Source organism: Pseudomonas sp. R84 (assembly GCF_009834515.1).
Taxonomy (GTDB): domain Bacteria; phylum Pseudomonadota; class Gammaproteobacteria; order Pseudomonadales; family Pseudomonadaceae; genus Aquipseudomonas.
This window is the reverse complement of the sequence record NZ_CP019426.1, coordinates 4,905,001-4,923,798: the sequence shown is the minus strand read 5'-3', so window position 1 is coordinate 4,923,798 and position 18,798 is coordinate 4,905,001. Positions and strand designations below refer to the sequence as shown.

At 58.4% G+C, this 18,798-nt stretch carries 16 protein-coding genes, 4 tRNA genes and 1 riboswitch (1 of these 21 only partly in view); of the genes, 17 read left to right on the top strand and 3 right to left on the bottom strand.

What is annotated here, in order from left to right; all coding sequences use genetic code 11:
* Positions 1 to 304 precede the first annotated feature (304 nt).
* The 7 genes from PspR84_RS21810 to astE all read left to right on the top strand — a co-directional run bounded on the left by PspR84_RS21810 (position 305) and on the right by astE (position 8,158).
* Positions 305 to 1,525: an aspartate aminotransferase family protein gene (locus PspR84_RS21810; protein ID WP_160059095.1), complete on the top strand. Its 1,221-nt coding sequence runs from the start codon at positions 305 to 307 to the stop codon at positions 1,523 to 1,525.
* 214 nt (positions 1,526 to 1,739) lie between these two features.
* Positions 1,740 to 2,759: an arginine/ornithine succinyltransferase subunit alpha gene (aruF, locus tag PspR84_RS21805; protein ID WP_007919353.1), complete on the top strand. Its 1,020-nt coding sequence runs from the start codon at positions 1,740 to 1,742 to the stop codon at positions 2,757 to 2,759.
* 51 nt (positions 2,760 to 2,810) lie between these two features.
* Positions 2,811 to 3,836 (top strand): arginine N-succinyltransferase, encoded by a 1,026-nt coding sequence (astA, locus tag PspR84_RS21800; RefSeq protein ID WP_008077921.1) that lies wholly within the window; start codon positions 2,811 to 2,813, stop codon positions 3,834 to 3,836.
* The gene (gene astD / locus PspR84_RS21795; RefSeq protein ID WP_174244522.1) at positions 3,833 to 5,302 is read left to right on the top strand and encodes a succinylglutamate-semialdehyde dehydrogenase; all 1,470 of its coding nucleotides are present in this window, start codon (positions 3,833 to 3,835) and stop codon (positions 5,300 to 5,302) included. The genes astA and astD overlap by 4 nt, the downstream gene beginning before the upstream one ends.
* A gap of 138 nt (positions 5,303 to 5,440) precedes the next feature.
* Positions 5,441 to 6,787, top strand: a complete 1,347-nt coding sequence (gene astB, locus PspR84_RS21790) for an N-succinylarginine dihydrolase (RefSeq protein WP_160059093.1) — start codon at positions 5,441 to 5,443, stop codon at positions 6,785 to 6,787.
* 57 nt (positions 6,788 to 6,844) lie between these two features.
* Entirely contained in the window at positions 6,845 to 7,135 is a 291-nt protein-coding gene (locus tag PspR84_RS21785; RefSeq protein WP_160059092.1) for a topoisomerase II, read from the top strand.
* A gap of 12 nt (positions 7,136 to 7,147) precedes the next feature.
* Positions 7,148 to 8,158, top strand: coding sequence for a succinylglutamate desuccinylase (astE, locus tag PspR84_RS21780; RefSeq protein WP_160059091.1), 1,011 nt, complete (start codon positions 7,148 to 7,150; stop codon positions 8,156 to 8,158).
* A gap of 156 nt (positions 8,159 to 8,314) precedes the next feature.
* Here astE and PspR84_RS21775 read toward each other — a convergent pair whose 3' ends face one another.
* A complete protein-coding gene (locus tag PspR84_RS21775) occupies positions 8,315 to 8,824 on the bottom strand; it encodes a 6,7-dimethyl-8-ribityllumazine synthase (RefSeq protein WP_016983960.1) in 510 nt (169 codons plus the stop codon).
* 101 nt (positions 8,825 to 8,925) lie between these two features.
* Positions 8,926 to 9,097, bottom strand: a riboswitch (FMN riboswitch).
* 275 nt (positions 9,098 to 9,372) lie between these two features.
* Between PspR84_RS21775 and ltaE the strand changes: the two genes are divergently transcribed.
* The 8 genes from ltaE (at position 9,373) to PspR84_RS21735 (ending at position 15,484) form a co-directional block, all read left to right on the top strand.
* Complete coding sequence (ltaE, locus tag PspR84_RS21770; RefSeq protein WP_160059090.1) at positions 9,373 to 10,377, top strand: low-specificity L-threonine aldolase; 1,005 nt, start codon at positions 9,373 to 9,375, stop codon at positions 10,375 to 10,377.
* A gap of 146 nt (positions 10,378 to 10,523) precedes the next feature.
* Positions 10,524 to 13,142, top strand: coding sequence for an alanine--tRNA ligase (gene alaS, locus PspR84_RS21765; protein WP_160059089.1), 2,619 nt, complete (start codon positions 10,524 to 10,526; stop codon positions 13,140 to 13,142).
* Between the two features lie 90 nt (positions 13,143 to 13,232).
* Entirely contained in the window at positions 13,233 to 14,474 is a 1,242-nt protein-coding gene (locus PspR84_RS21760) for an aspartate kinase (RefSeq protein ID WP_007919332.1), read from the top strand.
* 187 nt (positions 14,475 to 14,661) lie between these two features.
* On the top strand, positions 14,662 to 14,850 hold the full coding sequence (gene csrA / locus PspR84_RS21755; RefSeq protein ID WP_002554426.1) for a carbon storage regulator CsrA: 189 nt from the start codon (positions 14,662 to 14,664) through the stop codon (positions 14,848 to 14,850).
* Positions 14,851 to 14,912: 62 nt separating this feature from the next.
* Positions 14,913 to 15,003 (top strand) — tRNA-Ser (locus tag PspR84_RS21750).
* Between the two features lie 107 nt (positions 15,004 to 15,110).
* Positions 15,111 to 15,187: transfer RNA gene (locus tag PspR84_RS21745), tRNA-Arg, on the top strand.
* A gap of 71 nt (positions 15,188 to 15,258) precedes the next feature.
* Positions 15,259 to 15,335 (top strand) — tRNA-Arg (locus PspR84_RS21740).
* Positions 15,336 to 15,407: 72 nt separating this feature from the next.
* Positions 15,408 to 15,484 (top strand) — tRNA-Arg (locus tag PspR84_RS21735).
* Between the two features lie 19 nt (positions 15,485 to 15,503).
* Here the strand turns inward: PspR84_RS21735 and PspR84_RS21730 are convergent.
* A complete protein-coding gene (locus tag PspR84_RS21730) occupies positions 15,504 to 16,022 on the bottom strand; it encodes a cell envelope protein SmpA (RefSeq protein WP_160059088.1) in 519 nt (172 codons plus the stop codon).
* Between the two features lie 321 nt (positions 16,023 to 16,343).
* Here PspR84_RS21730 and mgtE point away from each other — a divergent pair, with 321 nt between their 5' ends.
* The gene (mgtE, locus tag PspR84_RS21725; protein ID WP_160059087.1) at positions 16,344 to 17,786 is read left to right on the top strand and encodes a magnesium transporter; all 1,443 of its coding nucleotides are present in this window, start codon (positions 16,344 to 16,346) and stop codon (positions 17,784 to 17,786) included.
* 114 nt (positions 17,787 to 17,900) lie between these two features.
* On the opposite strand, the gene PspR84_RS21720 is transcribed toward mgtE, so the two are convergent.
* A complete protein-coding gene (locus tag PspR84_RS21720) occupies positions 17,901 to 18,227 on the bottom strand; it encodes an Arc family DNA-binding protein (protein ID WP_003178899.1) in 327 nt (108 codons plus the stop codon).
* A gap of 390 nt (positions 18,228 to 18,617) precedes the next feature.
* On the opposite strand from PspR84_RS21720, the gene phnN reads away from it, so the two are divergent.
* Positions 18,618 to 18,798, top strand: partial view of a phosphonate metabolism protein/1,5-bisphosphokinase (PRPP-forming) PhnN gene (phnN, locus tag PspR84_RS21715; protein ID WP_160059086.1) — the 5' portion only. It continues 389 nt past the right edge of the window; only the first 181 of its 570 coding nucleotides appear in the window; the start codon lies at positions 18,618 to 18,620; its stop codon lies beyond the right edge, outside the window.

Here is an 18,798-nt window from a genome sequence, read left to right as displayed (position 1 = left end):
GGGCCATTCCTTGGCGTTGAGAAGAACGCGCAGCAAATCAGGAAATGGCCCCCCTTGTGCGGTACATATTTATATCTTTGTCGCGGGGTTGAATTGGTATTCTCAGCAACCTGCCGCAAATCGGCGGCGCCCGGTAAACTGCGCCTTTGCGACGCTATATGTCGCATTGCCGTAAACCCGGGAAAATCCGGGGTTTGCGCTATAAGAAGTTGTCGCTTGGCGACAAGGCCGGGCAGAAAACTGTCCTTACAATCCCCCCATCGCTCGCCAGTTTCAGGCGGGTGGCCCTCATCAGGAGACTCCGATGTCCGTTGAGCACGCTGCGGTACAACGCGCTGATTTCGACCAGGTAATGGTTCCCAACTACGCGCCTGCCGCTTTCATTCCGGTGCGTGGCGCCGGTTCCCGTGTCTGGGATCAGGCCGGCCGCGAGCTGATCGACTTCGCCGGCGGGATTGCCGTTAACGTATTGGGCCATGCGCACCCGGCGCTGGTCGGTGCACTGACCGAGCAGGCGAACAAGCTGTGGCACGTGTCCAACGTGTTCACCAACGAGCCGGCCCTGCGCCTGGCGCACAAGCTGATCGACGCCACGTTCGCCGAGCGCGTGTTCTTCTGCAACTCCGGCGCTGAAGCCAACGAGGCCGCGTTCAAGCTGGCCCGTCGTGTTGCGTTCGACCGTTTCGGCACTGAGAAATACGAAATCATTGCCGCGCTGAACAGCTTCCACGGCCGTACCCTGTTCACCGTCAACGTTGGTGGCCAATCGAAGTACTCCGACGGTTTCGGCCCGAAAATCACCGGCATCACCCACGTGCCTTATAACGATCTGGCAGCGCTGAAAGCCGCCGTTTCCGACAAGACCTGTGCGGTCGTGCTGGAACCGATCCAGGGCGAGGGCGGCGTACTGCCAGCCGAGCTGGCTTACCTGCAAGGTGCCCGCGAACTGTGCGACGCGAACAACGCTCTGCTGGTGTTCGACGAAGTGCAGACGGGCATGGGCCGCAGCGGCAAGCTGTTCGCCTATCAGCATTACGGCGTGACCCCGGACATCCTCACCAGCGCCAAGAGCCTGGGCGGTGGTTTCCCGATCGCGGCGATGCTGACCACCGAAGCACTGGCCAAACACTTGGTCGTCGGCACTCACGGCACCACGTACGGCGGCAACCCGCTGGCGTGCGCGGTCGCTGAAGCGGTGATCGACGTAATCAACACCCCTGAAGTGCTGAGCGGCGTGAATGCCAAGCACGACAAGTTCAAGGCGCGCCTTGAGCAGATCGGCGAGAAATACGGCTTGTTCACTCAGGTGCGTGGCCTCGGTCTGCTGATCGGTTGCGTACTGAACGATGCCTGGAAAGGCAAAGCCAAAGACATCTTCAACGCTGCTGAAAAAGAAGGCCTGATGATTCTGCAGGCGGGCCCGGACGTGATCCGTTTCGCCCCGAGCCTGGTGGTGGAAGACGCCGATATTGATGCCGGTCTGGATCGTTTCGAGCGCGCGGCTGCAGCATTGACGCAAGTCTGATAGACCCTTCGACGCCTGGAGTTTTTCAGGCGTCGATCAAAATTTTATGCCGGACCAGATCAACTGTAGGAGTGAGCCTGCTCGCGATTGCGGTGTGTCAGTCGACTCATTGGTTTCTGACAGACCGCAATCGCGAGCAGGCTCACTCCTACATTGATCTCCATGTAGGCCCGGCTATTTTTCTGTGAATTGATAAGAGAAAAGGAGTGACACCATGCTGGTGATGCGCCCCGCGCAAATGGCTGATCTGGGCGAGGTACAGCGTCTGGCTGCGGACAGCCCGATTGGTGTCACTTCCTTGCCGGATGACGTGGAACGTCTGAGCGACAAGATTGCCGCGAGCGAAGCCTCGTTCGCTGCCGAAGTGAGTTTCAACGGTGAAGAGAGCTACTTCTTCGTCCTCGAAGATTCCACCACCGGAAAACTGGTCGGCTGCTCGGCCATCGTCGCTTCGGCCGGTTACTCGGAGCCGTTCTACAGCTTCCGCAACGAGACCTTCGTCCACGCTTCGCGCGAGCTGAAGATTCACAACAAGATCCACGTGCTTTCGCAGTGCCACGACCTGACCGGCAATAGCTTGCTGACCAGTTTCTACGTGCAGCGCGAGCTGGTCGGTTCGCCGTGGTCGGAACTCAACTCCCGTGGCCGTTTGCTGTTCGTTGCCAGCCACCCGGAGCGTTTCGCCGATTCGGTGGTCACCGAGATCGTCGGTTACAGCGACGAGAACGGCGACTCGCCATTCTGGGATGCGATCGGTCGCAACTTCTTCGACCTCAACTACGCCGAAGCCGAACGTCTGTGCGGGCTGAAAAGCCGTACGTTCCTCGCCGAGCTGATGCCGCATTACCCGATCTACGTACCGCTGCTGCCGGATTCCGCCCAAGAGGCGATGGGCCAGGTGCACCCGCGTGCGCAGATTACCTTCGACATCCTGATGCGCGAAGGCTTCGAGACCGATCACTACATCGACATTTTCGACGGTGGCCCGACCCTGCATGCGCGCGTTTCGGGGATCCGTTCGATCGCCCAGAGCCGCGTGGTGCCAGTGAAGATCGGCGAGCCGGTCAAAGGTGCCGGGCGTCAGTATCTGGTGGCCAACGCGCAGTTGCAGGATTACCGCGCGGTGCTGCTGGAACTGGATTACGCGCCGGGTAAACCGGTGACTCTGGATCTGGAAGCGGCCGAAGCCTTGGGCGTCGGTGAAGGTGCCAGCGTGCGCCTGGTGGCGGTTTAACGCCTTAGCGAGTTTCACGGGTGGCGAAAGCGGCCCGTTTGAGGAGATAGCATGATTGTTCGTCCCGTACGCAGCAGCGATTTAGCCGCGCTGATCGACCTGGCCCGCAGCACTGGCACCGGCCTGACCACATTGCCGGCTAACGAAGAACGTCTGGCCCATCGGGTCGGCTGGGCCGAGAAGACTTTTCGCGGTGAAGCTGGCCGTGGTGATGCGGACTACCTGTTCGTGCTCGAAGACGACGACGGCCGCGTGGTGGGGATTTCCGCCATTGCTGGCGCGGTCGGTATGCGTGAGCCCTGGTACAACTTCCGTGTCGGCCTGACCGTCAGCGCTTCGCAAGAGCTGAACATCTATCGCGAGATTCCGACGCTGTTCCTGGCCAACGACCTGACCGGTAATTCCGAGCTGTGCTCGCTGTTCCTGCACGCCGATTACCGCAGCGGTCTGAACGGTCGCATGCTGTCGAAGGCGCGGATGCTGTTCATCGCCGAATTCCCTGAACTGTTCGGCAACAAGATCATTGCCGAAATGCGCGGTGTGTCGGATGACGCCGGTCGTTCGCCGTTCTGGGAAAGCCTCGGTCGGCACTTCTTCAAAATGGAATTCAGCCAGGCCGATTACCTCACCGGTGTCGGCAACAAGGCGTTCATCGCTGAGCTGATGCCGAAATTCCCGCTGTACACCTGCTTCCTCTCCGAAGGCGCGCGCAGTGTCATCGGTCAGGTTCACCCGGACACCGAGCCAGCCCTGGCGATGCTCAAGGGCGAAGGGTTCAGCTATCAGGGTTACGTCGACATCTTCGACGCAGGTCCGGCCATCGAATGCGAAACCGGCAAGATCCGCGCCGTGCGTGACAGTGAAGCGCTGGTGCTGGCCGTTGGCACACCGGGCGACGACGCGACGCCGTTCATCATCCATAACCGCAAGCGCGAAGACTGCCGCATCACCGCTGCGCCGGCGCGTCTGGCTGCCGGCACGCTGGTGGTCGATCCGCAGACCGCCAAACGTCTTCAACTCAACGCTGGCGATCAAGTGCGCGCTGTGGCGTTGTCCGCTGCACGGGAGTCGAAATAATGAATTCGCTATACATCGCAGGTGAGTGGCTGGCCGGTCAGGGCGAAGCTTTTCAATCGCTGAACCCGGTGACCCAGCAAGTGCTGTGGTCGGGGGAGGGCGCCACGGCGGCTCAGGTTGAGTCGGCTGTGCAGGCTGCGCGTCAGGCATTCCCGGAGTGGGCTCGTCGCTCGCTGGATGAGCGCATCACGGTTCTGGAAGCGTTCGCCGCCGCGCTGAAAAACCACGCTGACGAACTGGCCCGCACCATTGGTGAAGAGACCGGCAAGCCGCTGTGGGAATCCGCGACTGAAGTCACCAGCATGGTCAACAAGATCGCGATCTCGGTGCAGAGCTATCGCGAGCGTACCGGCGAGAAGAGCGGCCCGTTGGGCGACGCCACCGCCGTGCTGCGCCACAAGCCACACGGTGTGGTTGCGGTGTTCGGCCCTTACAACTTCCCCGGCCACTTGCCGAACGGTCACATCGTGCCGGCGCTGCTGGCGGGTAACAGCGTGCTGTTCAAGCCAAGTGAACTGACCCCGAAAGTCGCCGAGCTGACGGTCAAGTGCTGGATCGATGCGGGTCTGCCGGCAGGCGTTTTGAACCTGCTGCAAGGTGCTCGCGAAACCGGCATCGCGCTGGCGGCGAACCCGGGCATCGACGGTCTGTTCTTCACCGGTTCGAGCCGCACCGGCAATCACCTTCATCAGCAATTTGCCGGTCGTCCGGACAAGATTCTGGCGCTGGAAATGGGCGGCAACAACCCGCTGGTGGTTGATCAGGTCGCGGATCTGGATGCGGCGGTTTACACGATCATTCAGTCAGCCTTCATCTCTGCCGGTCAGCGTTGCACCTGTGCTCGGCGTCTGCTGGTGCCGCAAGGCGCGTGGGGCGACAGCCTGCTCAAGCGTCTGGTGGAAGTCAGCGCGACTATTGAGGTCGGCGCATTCGATCAGCAACCGGCGCCGTTCATGGGCTCGGTGATTTCCCTTGGCGCAGCGAAAGCGCTGATGGACGCTCAAGAACATCTGCTGGCCAACGGCGCGGTTTCGCTGCTGGAAATGACTCAGCCGCAAGCACAAGCCGCGTTGCTGACGCCGGGCATCGTTGATGTGACGGCGGTTGCCGAGCGTCCGGACGAAGAGCTGTTCGGCCCGTTGCTGCAGGTGATCCGCTATGTTGATTTTGAAGCGGCGATCACTGAGGCGAACAACACGGCTTATGGCTTGGCCGCTGGTTTGTTGTCGGATTCCGAAGCGCGTTATCAGCAGTTCTGGCTGCAAAGCCGTGCCGGCATCGTCAACTGGAACAAGCAACTGACCGGTGCTGCGAGCAGCGCGCCATTCGGTGGTGTCGGTGCATCGGGCAACCATCGCGCCAGCGCCTATTACGCAGCGGATTACTGCGCGTATCCGGTGGCGTCGCTGGAAACACCGAGCCTGACTTTGCCTGCAGCCCTTACGCCTGGCGTGAAAATGGCGTAACGGCCATTCGCGAGCAGGCTCGCTCCCACATTGGACTGCATTTCCCTGTGGGAGCGAGCTTGCTCGCGAAGGCCGCGCCTCGGTCTAAAAGAATAGTTACTGAAGCCTATAACAACAGATTCTCGTGGAGCCTCGCTGATGAAATCCTATGAAGTCAATTTTGACGGTCTAGTGGGGCCGACCCATAACTACGGTGGTCTGTCCTACGGCAACGTTGCCTCCCAGAGCAACAGCCAGCAGTCTTCGAATCCGAAGGAAGCGGCGCTGCAAGGCCTGGCGAAAATGAAAGCGCTGATGGAAATGGGCTTTCAGCAAGGTGTGCTGGCACCGCAGGAACGTCCGGACGTGGCCGCTCTGCGCCGTCTGGGTTTCAGCGGTACCGATGCGCAAGTGATCGAGCGCGCCGCCAAAGAAGCCATGCCGCTGCTGGTCGCCAGTTGCTCGGCATCGAGCATGTGGGTGGCCAACGCCGCCACGGTCAGCCCGAGTGCCGATACCGCTGATGGCCGCGTGCATTTCACCGCCGCCAACCTCAACTGCAAATACCACCGCAGCATCGAGCACCCGACCACCAGCCGTGTGCTCGGCGCGATGTTCGCCAATCAGCAGCACTTCGCCCATCACGCGGCATTGCCAGCGGTAGCGCAATTCGGTGACGAAGGCGCGGCCAACCACACACGTTTCTGCCGTGAATATGGCGAGGCGGGCGTCGAGTTCTTCGTGTTCGGTCGCAGTGCCTTCGACAACCGTTTCCCTGCGCCGCAAAAGTACCCGGCGCGCCAGACCCTCGAAGCGTCGCAAGCGGTAGTGCGTCTGCACGGTTTGCGTGAGGAGGGCGTGGTTTACGCCCAGCAAAACCCGAACGTGATCGATCAGGGCGTGTTCCACAACGACGTAATCGCCGTGGGCAATGGCGAGGTCTTGTTCTATCACGAGGACGCCTTCCTCGAGACCGATCAGATGCTGGCCGAGTTGCAAAGCAAGCTGGCCAAAGTCGGCGGCAACTTCCAGTCCGTGTGTGTGCCGCGTTCGGCAGTCACCGTGGATGACGCGGTACGTTCCTACCTGTTCAACAGCCAGTTGCTGTCGCGTCCTGATGGCTCGATGTTGCTGATCGTGCCGCAAGAGTGTCAGGCCAACGAACGCGTTTGGGCTTACCTGCAAAGCCTGACCAGCTCGGGCGGCCTGATCCGCGAAGTGAAAGTTTTCGATCTCAAGCAAAGCATGCAGAACGGCGGCGGCCCGGCGTGCCTGCGACTGCGCGTCGCGCTTAACGAAACTGAACTGGCAGCCGTCAACCCAGGGGTTATCATGACGCCACCGTTGTACGGTTCGTTGACCGCATGGGTTGAAAAGCACTACCGCGACCGCTTGAGCGAAACCGATCTGGCGGATCCGCAATTGCTGCTTGAATGCCGGACGGCACTGGATGAACTGACGCAAATCCTTAAACTGGGCGCGGTTTATCCATTCCAGATCAATTGATGGCCGGCGTGTTGCTTGAACGCGGCGCGCGGCTTGTCTCCCCAAGAGAGTAAAAACATGAGCGATTCCCTGCAGCTGATCCTTGAAGACACCGACGGCACGCAACTGGAGACTTCCTGCACCCGCGTCGCGGTCATGTGGCAAGGCAAAGAGCTGTGGATCCAGCAGGACGGCCGCGGCCAACTGCTGATCGGCGTGGACGTTGAAGAAGGTGATGCCGAGTACGCCAACCTGCTGCTGCGCCCATTGGCGACTAATCTGGTAAGTCTGCAACTGGAAATGGAACCGGCTGACATCGGCGACGACGAAGACCACGTGCACGGCCCGGATTGCAATCACGATCACTAAGGAAACCGCTCTATGCTCGCCCTCGGCAAACTGCTTGAACTGACCCTCGCCGGCCGCGAACCGGCGGAGAAGACTCAACTGACTGTCGAAGGCGTGCGCATGCGCTGGTTGAGCGAAGGTGCGCTGGAAGTCCGGCCACCGGAAGCGCGCGACAATGGCCTGGACCTGCTGCTGTCGGCAGGCATCCACGGCAACGAAACAGCGCCAATCGAGTTGCTCGATCGGTTGCTCCACGACATCGCTCGCGGCGATTTGAAACCGCGCGCACGTATTCTGTTCTTGTTCGGCAACCCGGAAGCGATTCGCAAAGGCGAGCGTTTCGTCGAGCAGGACGTCAATCGGCTGTTCAACGGCCGTCATGAACAAAGCAGTGGCTCAGAAGCGCTGCGTGCCTGTGAGCTGGAACGTTTGGCGGCGAGCTTCTTCAGCCTGCCGGATCGCCAGCGTCTGCACTACGACCTGCACACGGCGATTCGCGGCTCGAAGATCGAGCAGTTCGCGCTGTATCCGTGGAGGGAGGGTCGCCAGCATTCGCGTCTTGAACTGGCACGTCTGCGCGCTGCCGGGATGGAAGCGGTGCTGTTGCAGAACAAACCGTCGATCGTGTTCAGCTCGTACACCTACGACAAGCTCGGTGCCGAGGCTTTCACGCTGGAACTGGGCAAGGCGCGGCCATTCGGGCAGAACGACGGGGTTAACGTTTCGCTGCTGGAAACCCGTCTGAAGCAGATCATCGAAGGTACTGAGCCAGAGATGGCTGAAGCGCAGCTGGATGGTTTGCAACTGTTCAGCGTCGCCCGGGAAATCATCAAGCACAGTGATGCGTTCCGCCTGAACCTGCCGCAGGACATCGAAAACTTTTCAGAGTTGGAGGTGGGTTACGTGCTGGCCGAGGATCTGGCCAATACCCGGTGGATCATCGAGGAAGAGGGCGCGAGGATCATTTTCCCCAATCCGAAGGTCAAGAACGGCCTGCGCGCGGGCATCCTGATCGTCCCGACCACCGACGAAAATCTCGCCTGACCCCAGTTTCGGTTTCGACATATAACCCTGCGGGAGCGAGCTTGCTCGCGAATGCAATCTGACATTCAACATTTGAGTTGGCTGTCAGTCCGCTTTCGCGAGCAAGCTCGCTCCCACAGTGGAAAGAGTGAGGCCCAAGGCCTCACCCATGGGCTATCAGACCGCTACAGCACGCGGCTCTGTACGACGCAACGCCCGAACTTTTTGCAGCGTATCCGCGCAAGTCCGCGCCGCTTCCTGACCCTTGTGCACAAAGTGCTCAAAGAAGAACTTCTGATGCTCGTCGCCAGCATGGAAGTGATGCGGCGTCAGGGATACCGAGAACACCGGCACTTCGGTTTCCAGTTGGACCTGCATCAGGCCGCTGACCACCGACTGAGCGACGAACTCGTGACGGTAGATGCCGCCGTCCACGACCAGGGCTGCGGCGACGATGCCGGCGTAACGACCGGTCTTGGCCAGCAACTTGGCGTGCAGGGGCATTTCAAAGGCGCCGCCGACTTCGAAGATATCGATGTCCGATTCCTGATAACCCAGTGCGATCATTTCGGCGACGAAGCCTTTACGGCTCTGGTCGACGATTTCCTTGTGCCAGCAGGCCTGGATGAACGCGACGCGCTCGCCATGAGGGTGTTTGCTTTTGCTGTCGATAGCGGTGGGTTGCATGTTCTGACTCCTGTTTGTGTGAAAAACAGGGCGTTATGAATCGAAAGGGATTCAAGGGTGCGCACACGCACAACATCGCGCGGACGGCCCTTTGGCGTTAATCCCGTTCTCTCTTCATCCGGACTATGACCGTCGGCCCCGGAATCACACCGGGTCTGCTGACCTTGCCGCCGATCTCAACCGAAGTCGGGTTCGTCGCCAAGCGCTCGCGGGCTATGCGCGTTGCACGCAATTACCGCCGGTGGGGAATTGCACCCCGCCCTGAGAACGTTTTTGCCGCCCTTTCTCGGGCGGCGCAGCGTTTTTAACACATATTTTCCGGCCCTGCACAGAACCTGTGGGAGCGAGCCTGCTCGCGAAAGCAGTGTGTCAGTCAGCAGATGTGTCACTGACAGACTGCTTTCGCGAGCAGGCTCGCTCCCATATGGATGGTGTGTTCTCAAGAAGTAACCTGACCTTTTCGCGCTCAAGGGTTGATTAATCCACGCGATGCCCGCAGTAATTCCACTTCGTAAAGGGATTTCCCCTGCTGATTAGAGGCCAGGTTCATGAGCGTTATCGATCTTCGCAGCGACACCGTCACCCAACCGACTCCCGCCATGCTCGACGCGATGACCGCTGCGGACACCGGTGACGATGTGTACGGCGAAGATCCGACGGTCAATCGTCTGGAAGCCGAACTGGCCAAACGTCTGGGCTTTGCCACCGCGCTGTTCGTGCCGACCGGCACCATGAGCAACCTGCTGGGGTTGATGGCGCACTGCGAGCGCGGCGACGAATACGTCGTGGGTCAGCAGGCGCATACCTACAAGTACGAGGGCGGTGGCGCGGCAGTGCTCGGTTCGATCCAGCCGCAGCCGCTGGAAGTTCAGGCTGACGGCTCGCTGGATCTGGATCAGGTCGCCGCAGCGATCAAGCCTGATGACTTTCACTTCGCCCGAACCCGTCTGCTGGCGCTGGAAAACACCATGCAGGGCAAAGTCCTGCCGCTGGAATATCTGGCCCGGGCGCGCCGCTTCACTCAAGACAATGGCTTGCAACTGCACCTCGACGGCGCGCGCCTGTACAACGCGGCGGTCAAGTTGGGTGTCGATGCGCGGGAAATCACTCAGTACTTTGATTCGGTATCGGTGTGCCTGTCCAAAGGTCTTGGCGCGCCGGTTGGCTCGGTGTTGTGTGGTTCTGAGCAACTGATCGGCAAGGCTCGCCGTCTGCGCAAAATGGTCGGTGGTGGCATGCGTCAGGCCGGGCTGTTGGCGGCGGCGGGGCTTTATGCGCTGGATCACAACGTTGAGCGTCTGGCAGACGATCACGCCAATGCGCTATTGCTCGCCGAAGGTCTGCGTGAAGCAGGTTTCATCGTCGAACCCGTGCAAACCAACATGGTTTATGTGCAAATGGGCGACAAAGCCGAAGCGATCAAGGCGTTTGCCGCCGAACGCGGGATCAAATTGAGCGCCGCCGCGCGTCTGCGCATGGTCACGCACATGAACGTCAATCGCTCGCAAATCGAGCAAGTGATCGCGACATTCGTCGAGTTTTCGCGCAAGTGACAGCGTTAGCCGTCCAATTGACCGTTTCTATCGTATAAACACGCTGTACCCCGCGCGCAGGGCCGATATAATGCGGCCCTTTGCCGTCGCTTCGTCTGTTGACGTTTCGAACAGGCCTTTGGCCGCAGCCTCCGTGGAAGAACCTAATGAAAAGCGCAGAAATCCGTGAAGCCTTCCTTCGCTTCTTCGAAGAGCAAGGCCACACCCGTGTAGCCTCCAGCTCTTTGATTCCGGGCAACGACCCAACCCTGCTGTTCACTAACGCGGGGATGAACCAGTTCAAGGACTGCTTCCTGGGCCAGGAAAAACGTGCGTACACCCGTGCAACCAGCAGCCAGAAATGCGTGCGTGCCGGTGGCAAGAACAGCGACCTGGAAAACGTCGGTTATACCGCTCGTCACCACACGTTCTTCGAAATGCTCGGTAACTTCAGCTTCGGTGACTATTTCAAGAAGGACGCGATTACTTACGCGTGGACCTTCCTGACCGGCGTTCTGCAACTGCCGAAGGAAAAACTCTGGGTCACCGTCTACGCCTCGGATGACGAAGCGTATGACATCTGGACCAAAGAAATCGGTGTACCGGTCGAGCGCATGATCCGCATCGGCGACAACAAAGGTGCGCCATACGCCTCCGACAACTTCTGGACCATGGGCGATACCGGCCCGTGCGGTCCTTGCACCGAGATTTTCTACGATCACGGCGACCACATCTGGGGCGGCCCACCGGGCTCGCCGGAAGAAGATGGCGACCGTTACATCGAGATATGGAACAACGTCTTCATGCAGTTCAACCGCACCGCCGATGGCGTGTTGCATCCGTTGCCAGCGCCGTCGGTCGACACCGGCATGGGCCTGGAGCGGATCAGCGCGGTGATGCAGCACGTCAATTCCAACTACGACATCGACCTGTTCAAGAACCTGCTGAAAGCCTCGGCTGAAGCCATCGGTTGCGAAAACGGCGACCAGTCTTCGCTGAAAGTCGTGTCTGACCACATCCGTTCGTGCGGTTTCCTGATCGCCGACGGCGTGCTGCCGTCCAACGAAGGTCGCGGCTATGTGCTGCGCCGGATCATCCGTCGCGCCTGCCGTCACGGTAACAAGCTGGGCGCTACCGGCAGCTTCTTCTACAAGATCGTTGCTGCACTGGTTGCCGAGATGGGCGAAGCCTTCCCGGAACTGAAGAAGCAGCAGAGCAACATCGAACGCGTGCTCAAGGCTGAAGAAGAGCAATTCTCCAAGACTCTGGAGCACGGCCTGAAAATCCTCGAGCAGGACCTGCTGGAACTCAAAGGCACCGTGGTGCCGGGCGACGTGGTGTTCAAACTCTACGACACCTACGGTTTCCCGATGGACCTGACCGCCGATATCGCCCGCGAGCGCAGCCTGACGGTCGACGAAGCCGGTTTCGAGCGTGAGATGGAAGCCCAACGTGTTCGTGCACGTTCGGCCAGCTCCTTCGGTCTGGACTACAACACCTTGGTCAAGGTTGATGTGGCCACCGAATTCACCGGCTACAAAGACACCAGCGGTTCGGCAAAAATCGTCGCTATCTATAAAGATGGCCAGTCGGTCGACGTCTTGAATGAAGGCGAAGAGGCGGTGATCGTTCTGAACCAGACGCCGTTCTACGCTGAATCCGGCGGCCAGATCGGCGACTGCGGTTATCTGCAGGCCGGCAGCAGCCGTTTCGACGTGCGCGATACCACCAAAACCGGCGGCGCCTTCCTGCATCACGGTGTGCTGGATTCGGGCAGCCTGACCATCGGCGCGCCAGTGGAAACCCACGTCGATGCCGAGGTGCGTCACGCGACTTCGCTGAACCACTCGGCCACGCACTTGCTGCACGCGGCACTGCGCCAGGTACTGGGTGAGCACGTTCAGCAGAAAGGTTCGTTGGTGGATAGCCAGCGTCTGCGCTTCGACTTCAGCCACTTTGAAGCGATCAAGCCTGAGCAGATCAAGGCGCTGGAAGACATCGTCAACGCTGAGATTCGCAAGAACTCCGCGGTTGAAACCGAAGAAACCGACATCGAAACCGCGAAGAACAAAGGCGCGATGGCGCTGTTCGGCGAGAAGTACGGCGACAATGTGCGCGTGCTGAGCATGGGTGGTGATTTCTCCGTCGAGCTGTGCGGCGGTATCCACGCCAACCGTACCGGCGACATCGGCCTGCTGAAAATCATCAGTGAAGGCGGTGTGGCTTCGGGCGTGCGTCGTATCGAGGCAGTCACTGGTGCTGCGGCACTGGCCTACTTGAACGCGGCAGAAGAACAACTCAAGGAAGCGGCCAGCCTGGTCAAGGGCAGCCGCGACAACCTGATCGACAAGCTGTCGGCTGTGCTGGAGCGCAACCGCCAACTGGAGAAGCAACTCGAGCAGTTGCAAGCCAAGGCTGCCAGTGCTGCGGGTGACGATCTGTCGTCCTCTGCGCTGGACGTCAAAGGCGTGAAGGTCTTGGCCGCACGTCTGGATGGTCAGGACGCCAAGGCGCTGCTGGCGCTGGTTGATCAACTGAAAAACAAACTCGGCCGCGCAGTGATCCTGCTCGGCAGTGTCCATGAGGAAAAGGTCGTACTGGTTGCAGGCGTAACCAAGGACCTGACTGGCCAACTCAAAGCCGGTGATTTGATGAAGCAGGCTGCTGCGGCAGTGGGCGGGAAGGGCGGTGGTCGTCCGGACATGGCGCAGGGCGGCGGTATTGACGCCGGCGCACTGGATGGCGCATTGGCGCTGACCGTTCCATTCGTCGAGCAGGGTTTATAAGACAGTCCGTGCGGCCCGCAGTCTAGTGGCGGGCCGCGCGGCTGTTCGAGTAATTATTGGGCGCCCTTCATGGGCAGAGGCGGCTTTGAAATGGCTTTGATCGTACAGAAATTTGGAGGCACCTCGGTCGGTACTGTCGAGAGAATCGAGCAGGTCGCCGACAAGGTTAAGAAATTCCGCGATGCCGGCGATGACCTGGTGGTTGTGCTGTCTGCAATGAGCGGCGAAACCAACCGTCTGATCGATCTGGCCAAGCAAATCAGTGGCGACACTCAACCGGTTCCGCGTGAACTGGACGTGATCGTTTCCACCGGTGAGCAGGTGACGATCGCCCTGTTGGCCATGGCGCTGATCAAGCGCGGTGTGCCGGCGGTGTCGTACACCGGTAATCAGGTGCGGATCCTGACCGACAGTGCGCACAATAAAGCGCGTATCTTGCAGATTGATGACCAGAAGATTCGTGGTGATCTGAAAGCGGGGCGCGTGGTGGTTGTCGCCGGTTTCCAGGGCGTCGACGAGCACGGCAATATCACCACCCTCGGTCGTGGCGGTTCCGACACTACCGGTGTGGCACTGGCTGCTGCGTTGAAGGCTGACGAGTGCCAGATCTACACCGACGTCGATGGTGTCTACACCACCGATCCGCGTGTGGTGCCGGTCGCTCAGCGCCTGGACAAGATTACCTTTGAAGAGATGCTGGAAATGGCCAGCCTCGGTTCCAAGGTGTTGCAGATCCGTGCGGTGGAATTCGCCGGCAAGTACAACGTTCCGCTGCGCGTACTGCACAGCTTCAAGGAGGGTCCGGGCACCCTCATTACTATTGATGAAGAGGAAACCATGGAACAGCCGATCATTTCCGGCATCGCTTTCAACCGCGATGAAGCCAAGCTGACCATCCGTGGCGTGCCAGACACCCCGGGCGTGGCGTTCAAGATTCTCGGCCCGATCAGTGCCGCGAACATCGAAGTCGACATGATCGTGCAGAACGTTGCGCACGATAACACCACCGACTTCACCTTCACCGTTCACCGCAACGACTACCAGGCCGCACAGACCGTGCTGGAAAACACCGCTCGTGAGATCGGTGCCCGTGAAGTGGTTGGCGATACCAAGATTGCCAAGGTCTCGATCGTTGGCGTCGGCATGCGTTCCCACGCCGGTGTGGCCAGCCGCATGTTCGAATCGCTGGCAAAAGAAAGCATCAACATCCAGATGATCTCTACTTCGGAAATCAAGGTTTCCGTAGTGATTGAAGAGAAGTACCTGGAACTCGCCGTGCGCGCCCTGCACACGGCTTTCGAACTGGATGCGCCGGCCCGTCAAGGCGAGTAATTCCGTTTCTTGAAGGGCGCGGTCTGACCGCGCCCTTTATTTTTTGAATGGCGCGGGCCCTGAACTGTTCTTTTGCCCGCGCTGGTCAATACTCAGGCATGTAGGGCTACGATCGCTCCGGTTGTAGGTCGGGTGCCTTTTTTTTGCAGACTGTTGTCCCTGAACTGAATTGCGTAAGGAGAAAGGTATGCTGATTCTGACTCGTCGGTGCGCAGAAAGCCTGATTATCGGTGATGGCGAAATCACCGTGACCGTGCTCGGCGTTAAAGGAAATCAAGTGCGTATCGGCGTCAACGCCCCGAAAGAGGTTGCTGTGCACCGTGAGGAAATTTACCTGCGTATAAAGAAAGAGAAGGACGAAGAACCAAGCCATTAATTTTTATCGATTTTTATGTTTGCAAACGGGGAAAAGGTTGGTTAAGATACGCCCCGTGTTGCGGAGAGCTGGCCGAGTGGCCGAAGGCGCTCCCCTGCTAAGGGAGTACACCTCAAAAGGGTGTCGGGGGTTCGAATCCCCCGTTCTCCGCCATTATTTGCTTAGTACGTCGTAATCTGGCTTTTTCTGTAAGTTGTTGAAATTAATAGAAAAAGTGGTTGGAATAGAGATTAGACGGGCTATAATGCGGCGCAACAAATGCACTCGTAGCTCAGCTGGATAGAGTACTCGGCTACGAACCGAGCGGTCACAGGTTCGAATCCTGTCGAGTGCACCATTTAAGAGTTAGTTACAGCAATGTAAATAGCTCGGCTTCAACCAGATGTGATCTGGTCTAAAAACACAAATGCACTCGTAGCTCAGCTGGATAGAGTACTCGGCTACGAACCGAGCGGTCACAGGTTCGAATCCTGTCGAGTGCACCATTTAAGAGTTAGTTGCAGCAATGCAGATAACTTGGCTTCATCCAGTTGTGGTCTGGACTAAAAACACAAATTGCACTCGTAGCTCAGCTGGATAGAGTACTCGGCTACGAACCGAGCGGTCACAGGTTCGAATCCTGTCGAGTGCACCATATACCGAAAAGCCCGCGTTTATCGCGGGCTTTTTGCTGTCCGGGATTTGGCTTTTGCCTTCACGCATCCCCTCTCGTCAAAATCTATGTGAGCACTACGGCCTCGCTTGAGGTCGTATCGATAGCTCGTCGTCGATGTTCGAATATTCACCTTGTCCGGTTTGCCTAGTGCGCTTTCGACGTCTTGCTGGCTCATGCCCGCAATCACGCGTCGATTGATGATCGCTGCGCGACGTTGTCTCGCGTCGATCAGGTTTCCGCATCGGTCTTCAATGTGGCCAACAATGCCTGGTTCTCTATTTCGCGTTGTCATGCCAGATGTTTCTTCATGTTTGTGCTCTGGCATTACGGCCACAACAGATCCGGGCGAGTAGGGGTGGACTTCCTGTGCGAAGCGCCGTTCACCTTGCGCACAGCTCATCGAGGTGAACGTGATGCTGCCGTCAGCGGCTTCGCAGCGATGGAGGGTGAGGGCAGCCCCGTTGGGTGGCAGGCAGAGTAGGCTGGCAAGTACAAGGTGAGATGTTTTCAGTGGCATTCGACGTCCTCCATGACGATCTACGCTAAAGGGTAGTCGCTACATTTTTCAGCGCTGGTGTGTTTTCTTTTCAGGATAAGTCGTCGCATGTGCAGGGATCAGGACAGTGCTCAGGTTTGTTTCGCAAGCGCTTGTTTCGACCGTGATTTTTTAACGTTTAAAACCGTCAGGCGGTGTATCATTGCGCCCGTCAGCCCCGCCGGGGCTTATGGAAAACCTCCATGGACTTACCCAGTAGTTACTCAGTAAACCGCTTTACCAATCATGAATTGACTGATTGATCCTTCCGGCGTGCCCCGCTGCTGGGAGTGGAGTTCGCCTATGTCTGAAATCGAAGTAAAGAAAACACAAGAAAGCCTGCAGGATCGCTTGGCTCAGGTTGTCGAGTTGCTGCAGCGTCAGCGCGTCATCGAAGACCTGACTCATCGCCAGGAAGGCGCGCATCACGATCGCGTCGAAAACCTGGTTCATCGACAAAATCTCGTCGAACTGCAACGCAAGCTCGATGATCTGCACTCTGCCGACGTCGCCTACATCCTTGAAGCCTTGCCGCTGGACGATCGTCTGACGCTCTGGCAATTGGTGAAGGCCGATCGCGACGGCGACATTCTTCTCGAAGTATCCGACTCCGTTCGTGAAACGCTGATCGCCGACATGGACGATCACGAGCTCCTGGCTGCGGCCAAGGACATGGACGCCGACGAACTTGCTGACCTGGCTTCCGAGCTGCCGCGAGACGTCGTCCATGAGCTGATGGAGAGTCTGGATAACCAACAGCGCGAGCGTGTGCGTTCGGCTCTGTCATACGACGAGGAGCAGGTTGGTGCGCTGATGGACTTCGAGATGGTGACTATCCGCGAGGATGTCAGTCTCGAAGTGGTTCTGCGCTATTTGCGTCGTCTCAAAGAGCTTCCTGGTCATACCGACAAACTGTTTGTGGTTGATTACGATGGTGTGCTCAAGGGTGTGCTGCCGATCAAGCGTCTGCTGGTCAATGACCCGGACAAGCAGGTTGCCGAAGTAATGGCCAGCGATCCGGTGAGTTTTCACCCGGACGAAGACGCTTACGACGCTGCGCAGGCGTTCGAGCGTTATGACTTGATCTCGGCCCCGGTGGTCGACAAGAACGGCAAGCTGATCGGCCGTCTGACCATTGACGAAATGGTCGACCTGATTCGTGAGGAGAGCGAAAGCGAAGTTCTCAACATGGCCGGTCTGCGTGAAGAGGAAGACATTTTTGCTTCCGTCTGGAAGTCACTGCGCAACCGTTGGGCCTGGCTGGCGATCAACCTGATTACCGCGTTCATCGCATCCCGTGTGATCGGCTTGTTCGAAGGTTCGATCGAGAAGCTGGTAGCGCTCGCGGCGCTGATGCCGATTGTGGCGGGTATTGGGGGTAACTCCGGCAATCAGACGATCACCATGATCGTTCGCGCGATGGCGCTGGACCAGGTGAGCACCGGCAACACTTCGCGACTGATGCGCAAGGAGCTGGCGGTAGGCTTGATCAATGGTTTGGTTTGGGGTGGTGTGATCGGAGTGGTTGCCTACCTGCTCTATGGCAGTTGGTCGTTGGGCGTGGTAATGACCGCGGCAATGACGCTCAACCTGCTGCTGGCCGCCCTGATGGGGGTATTGATCCCGATGACCCTGGCGAAAATGGGGCGCGACCCGGCGATGGGCGCGAGTGTGATGATTACCGCGATGACCGACAGCGGTGGCTTCTTCATTTTCCTGGGGTTGGCGACAATCTTCCTGCTCTAAATTGCTGCTTCGAAACAGCCCGCCAAATTGGCGGGCTTTTTTGTGTCTGCAAAAACTCAAATTTCGCGCAAAAAAAAGCCAGCAATTAAGCTGGCTTGAGATGTTCGGTATGGCTCAGGACGCGTCTGCTGCCATTTCTGCGTCGTGGGCAATCAAGGACACCAAGGCATTCTGCTGACGGTGAGACAGCTGGCGGAAACGCTGCAACAGCTCACGCTCATGCAACGACAGCTCCGGGCTATCCAGGCGCATGCTCAGCTCTTCGCCCAGCGCACCTTCCTGAATAAGACTCTGCTCAAGGCGCGCAATGATTTCGGAGTTCATGCTGCGATGATGATTGCGAGCCACCTCGGCAATGCGTTCCCGCATTCCGTCTGGCAGACGTACGACGAACTTGTCAGCCGTACGGCTGGAATAAATTGCCTGTTTCAATGGGCGCATATATTTAACCGGTTAGTTCAGGGGAGCGGTTCTCGGGATTGGCCGCAGGATGTGTGGTAGGACAAGCATCCGCGCCAAATGGTTCAACCTGAATTGTTAAGAGGCCCGCATCATGCCTCAAAATTGCCAGATCATTGGCGTCAATTCTGTGACAAATATTGAGCTGGGTAAAGGCGTAATGCCAGCACCAATTATCAGAAATGCGGACTGGTTTGAAATCTTCGCCTCTGTCCGCAACCTGGTCCGCCTCCTGATACACATCTATTGATGTCCGAAGCCATCAGAACGTGCATCCTATGCGGGTTCTAAATCCTGGTTCCTTACCTGTACAGGATAGTGGCAAATTGCCGATTTACTAGTGGCAGACACCTGCCGGAGGACGTTTTCAGGATGGGTGGCAAGCTAATTTATTTGATGGGGCCGTCCGGTTCGGGAAAGGACAGTTTGATTGAGGCTGCGCGGGTGCCATTACGTGCGTTGAACTGCGAGGTGATGCGCCGGGTGATAACGCGATCCGCTGAATCGGTAGGGGAGGACGCCATTGGAGTGACACCGGAGGAGTTCGAGCGAC

Coding starts and splice junctions, on each gene's coding strand:
- PspR84_RS21810 (WP_160059095.1), top strand. CDS start 305: ATGTCCGTTGAGCACGCTGCGGTACAACGCGCTGATTTCGACCAGGTA.
- aruF (WP_007919353.1), top strand. CDS start 1,740: ATGCTGGTGATGCGCCCCGCGCAAATGGCTGATCTGGGCGAGGTACAG.
- astA (WP_008077921.1), top strand. CDS start 2,811: ATGATTGTTCGTCCCGTACGCAGCAGCGATTTAGCCGCGCTGATCGAC.
- astB (WP_160059093.1), top strand. CDS start 5,441: ATGAAATCCTATGAAGTCAATTTTGACGGTCTAGTGGGGCCGACCCAT.
- PspR84_RS21785 (WP_160059092.1), top strand. CDS start 6,845: ATGAGCGATTCCCTGCAGCTGATCCTTGAAGACACCGACGGCACGCAA.
- astE (WP_160059091.1), top strand. CDS start 7,148: ATGCTCGCCCTCGGCAAACTGCTTGAACTGACCCTCGCCGGCCGCGAA.
- PspR84_RS21775 (WP_016983960.1), bottom strand. CDS start 8,824: ATGCAACCCACCGCTATCGACAGCAAAAGCAAACACCCTCATGGCGAG.
- ltaE (WP_160059090.1), top strand. CDS start 9,373: ATGAGCGTTATCGATCTTCGCAGCGACACCGTCACCCAACCGACTCCC.
- alaS (WP_160059089.1), top strand. CDS start 10,524: ATGAAAAGCGCAGAAATCCGTGAAGCCTTCCTTCGCTTCTTCGAAGAG.
- PspR84_RS21760 (WP_007919332.1), top strand. CDS start 13,233: ATGGCTTTGATCGTACAGAAATTTGGAGGCACCTCGGTCGGTACTGTC.
- csrA (WP_002554426.1), top strand. CDS start 14,662: ATGCTGATTCTGACTCGTCGGTGCGCAGAAAGCCTGATTATCGGTGAT.
- PspR84_RS21730 (WP_160059088.1), bottom strand. CDS start 16,022: ATGCCACTGAAAACATCTCACCTTGTACTTGCCAGCCTACTCTGCCTG.
- mgtE (WP_160059087.1), top strand. CDS start 16,344: ATGTCTGAAATCGAAGTAAAGAAAACACAAGAAAGCCTGCAGGATCGC.
- PspR84_RS21720 (WP_003178899.1), bottom strand. CDS start 18,227: ATGCGCCCATTGAAACAGGCAATTTATTCCAGCCGTACGGCTGACAAG.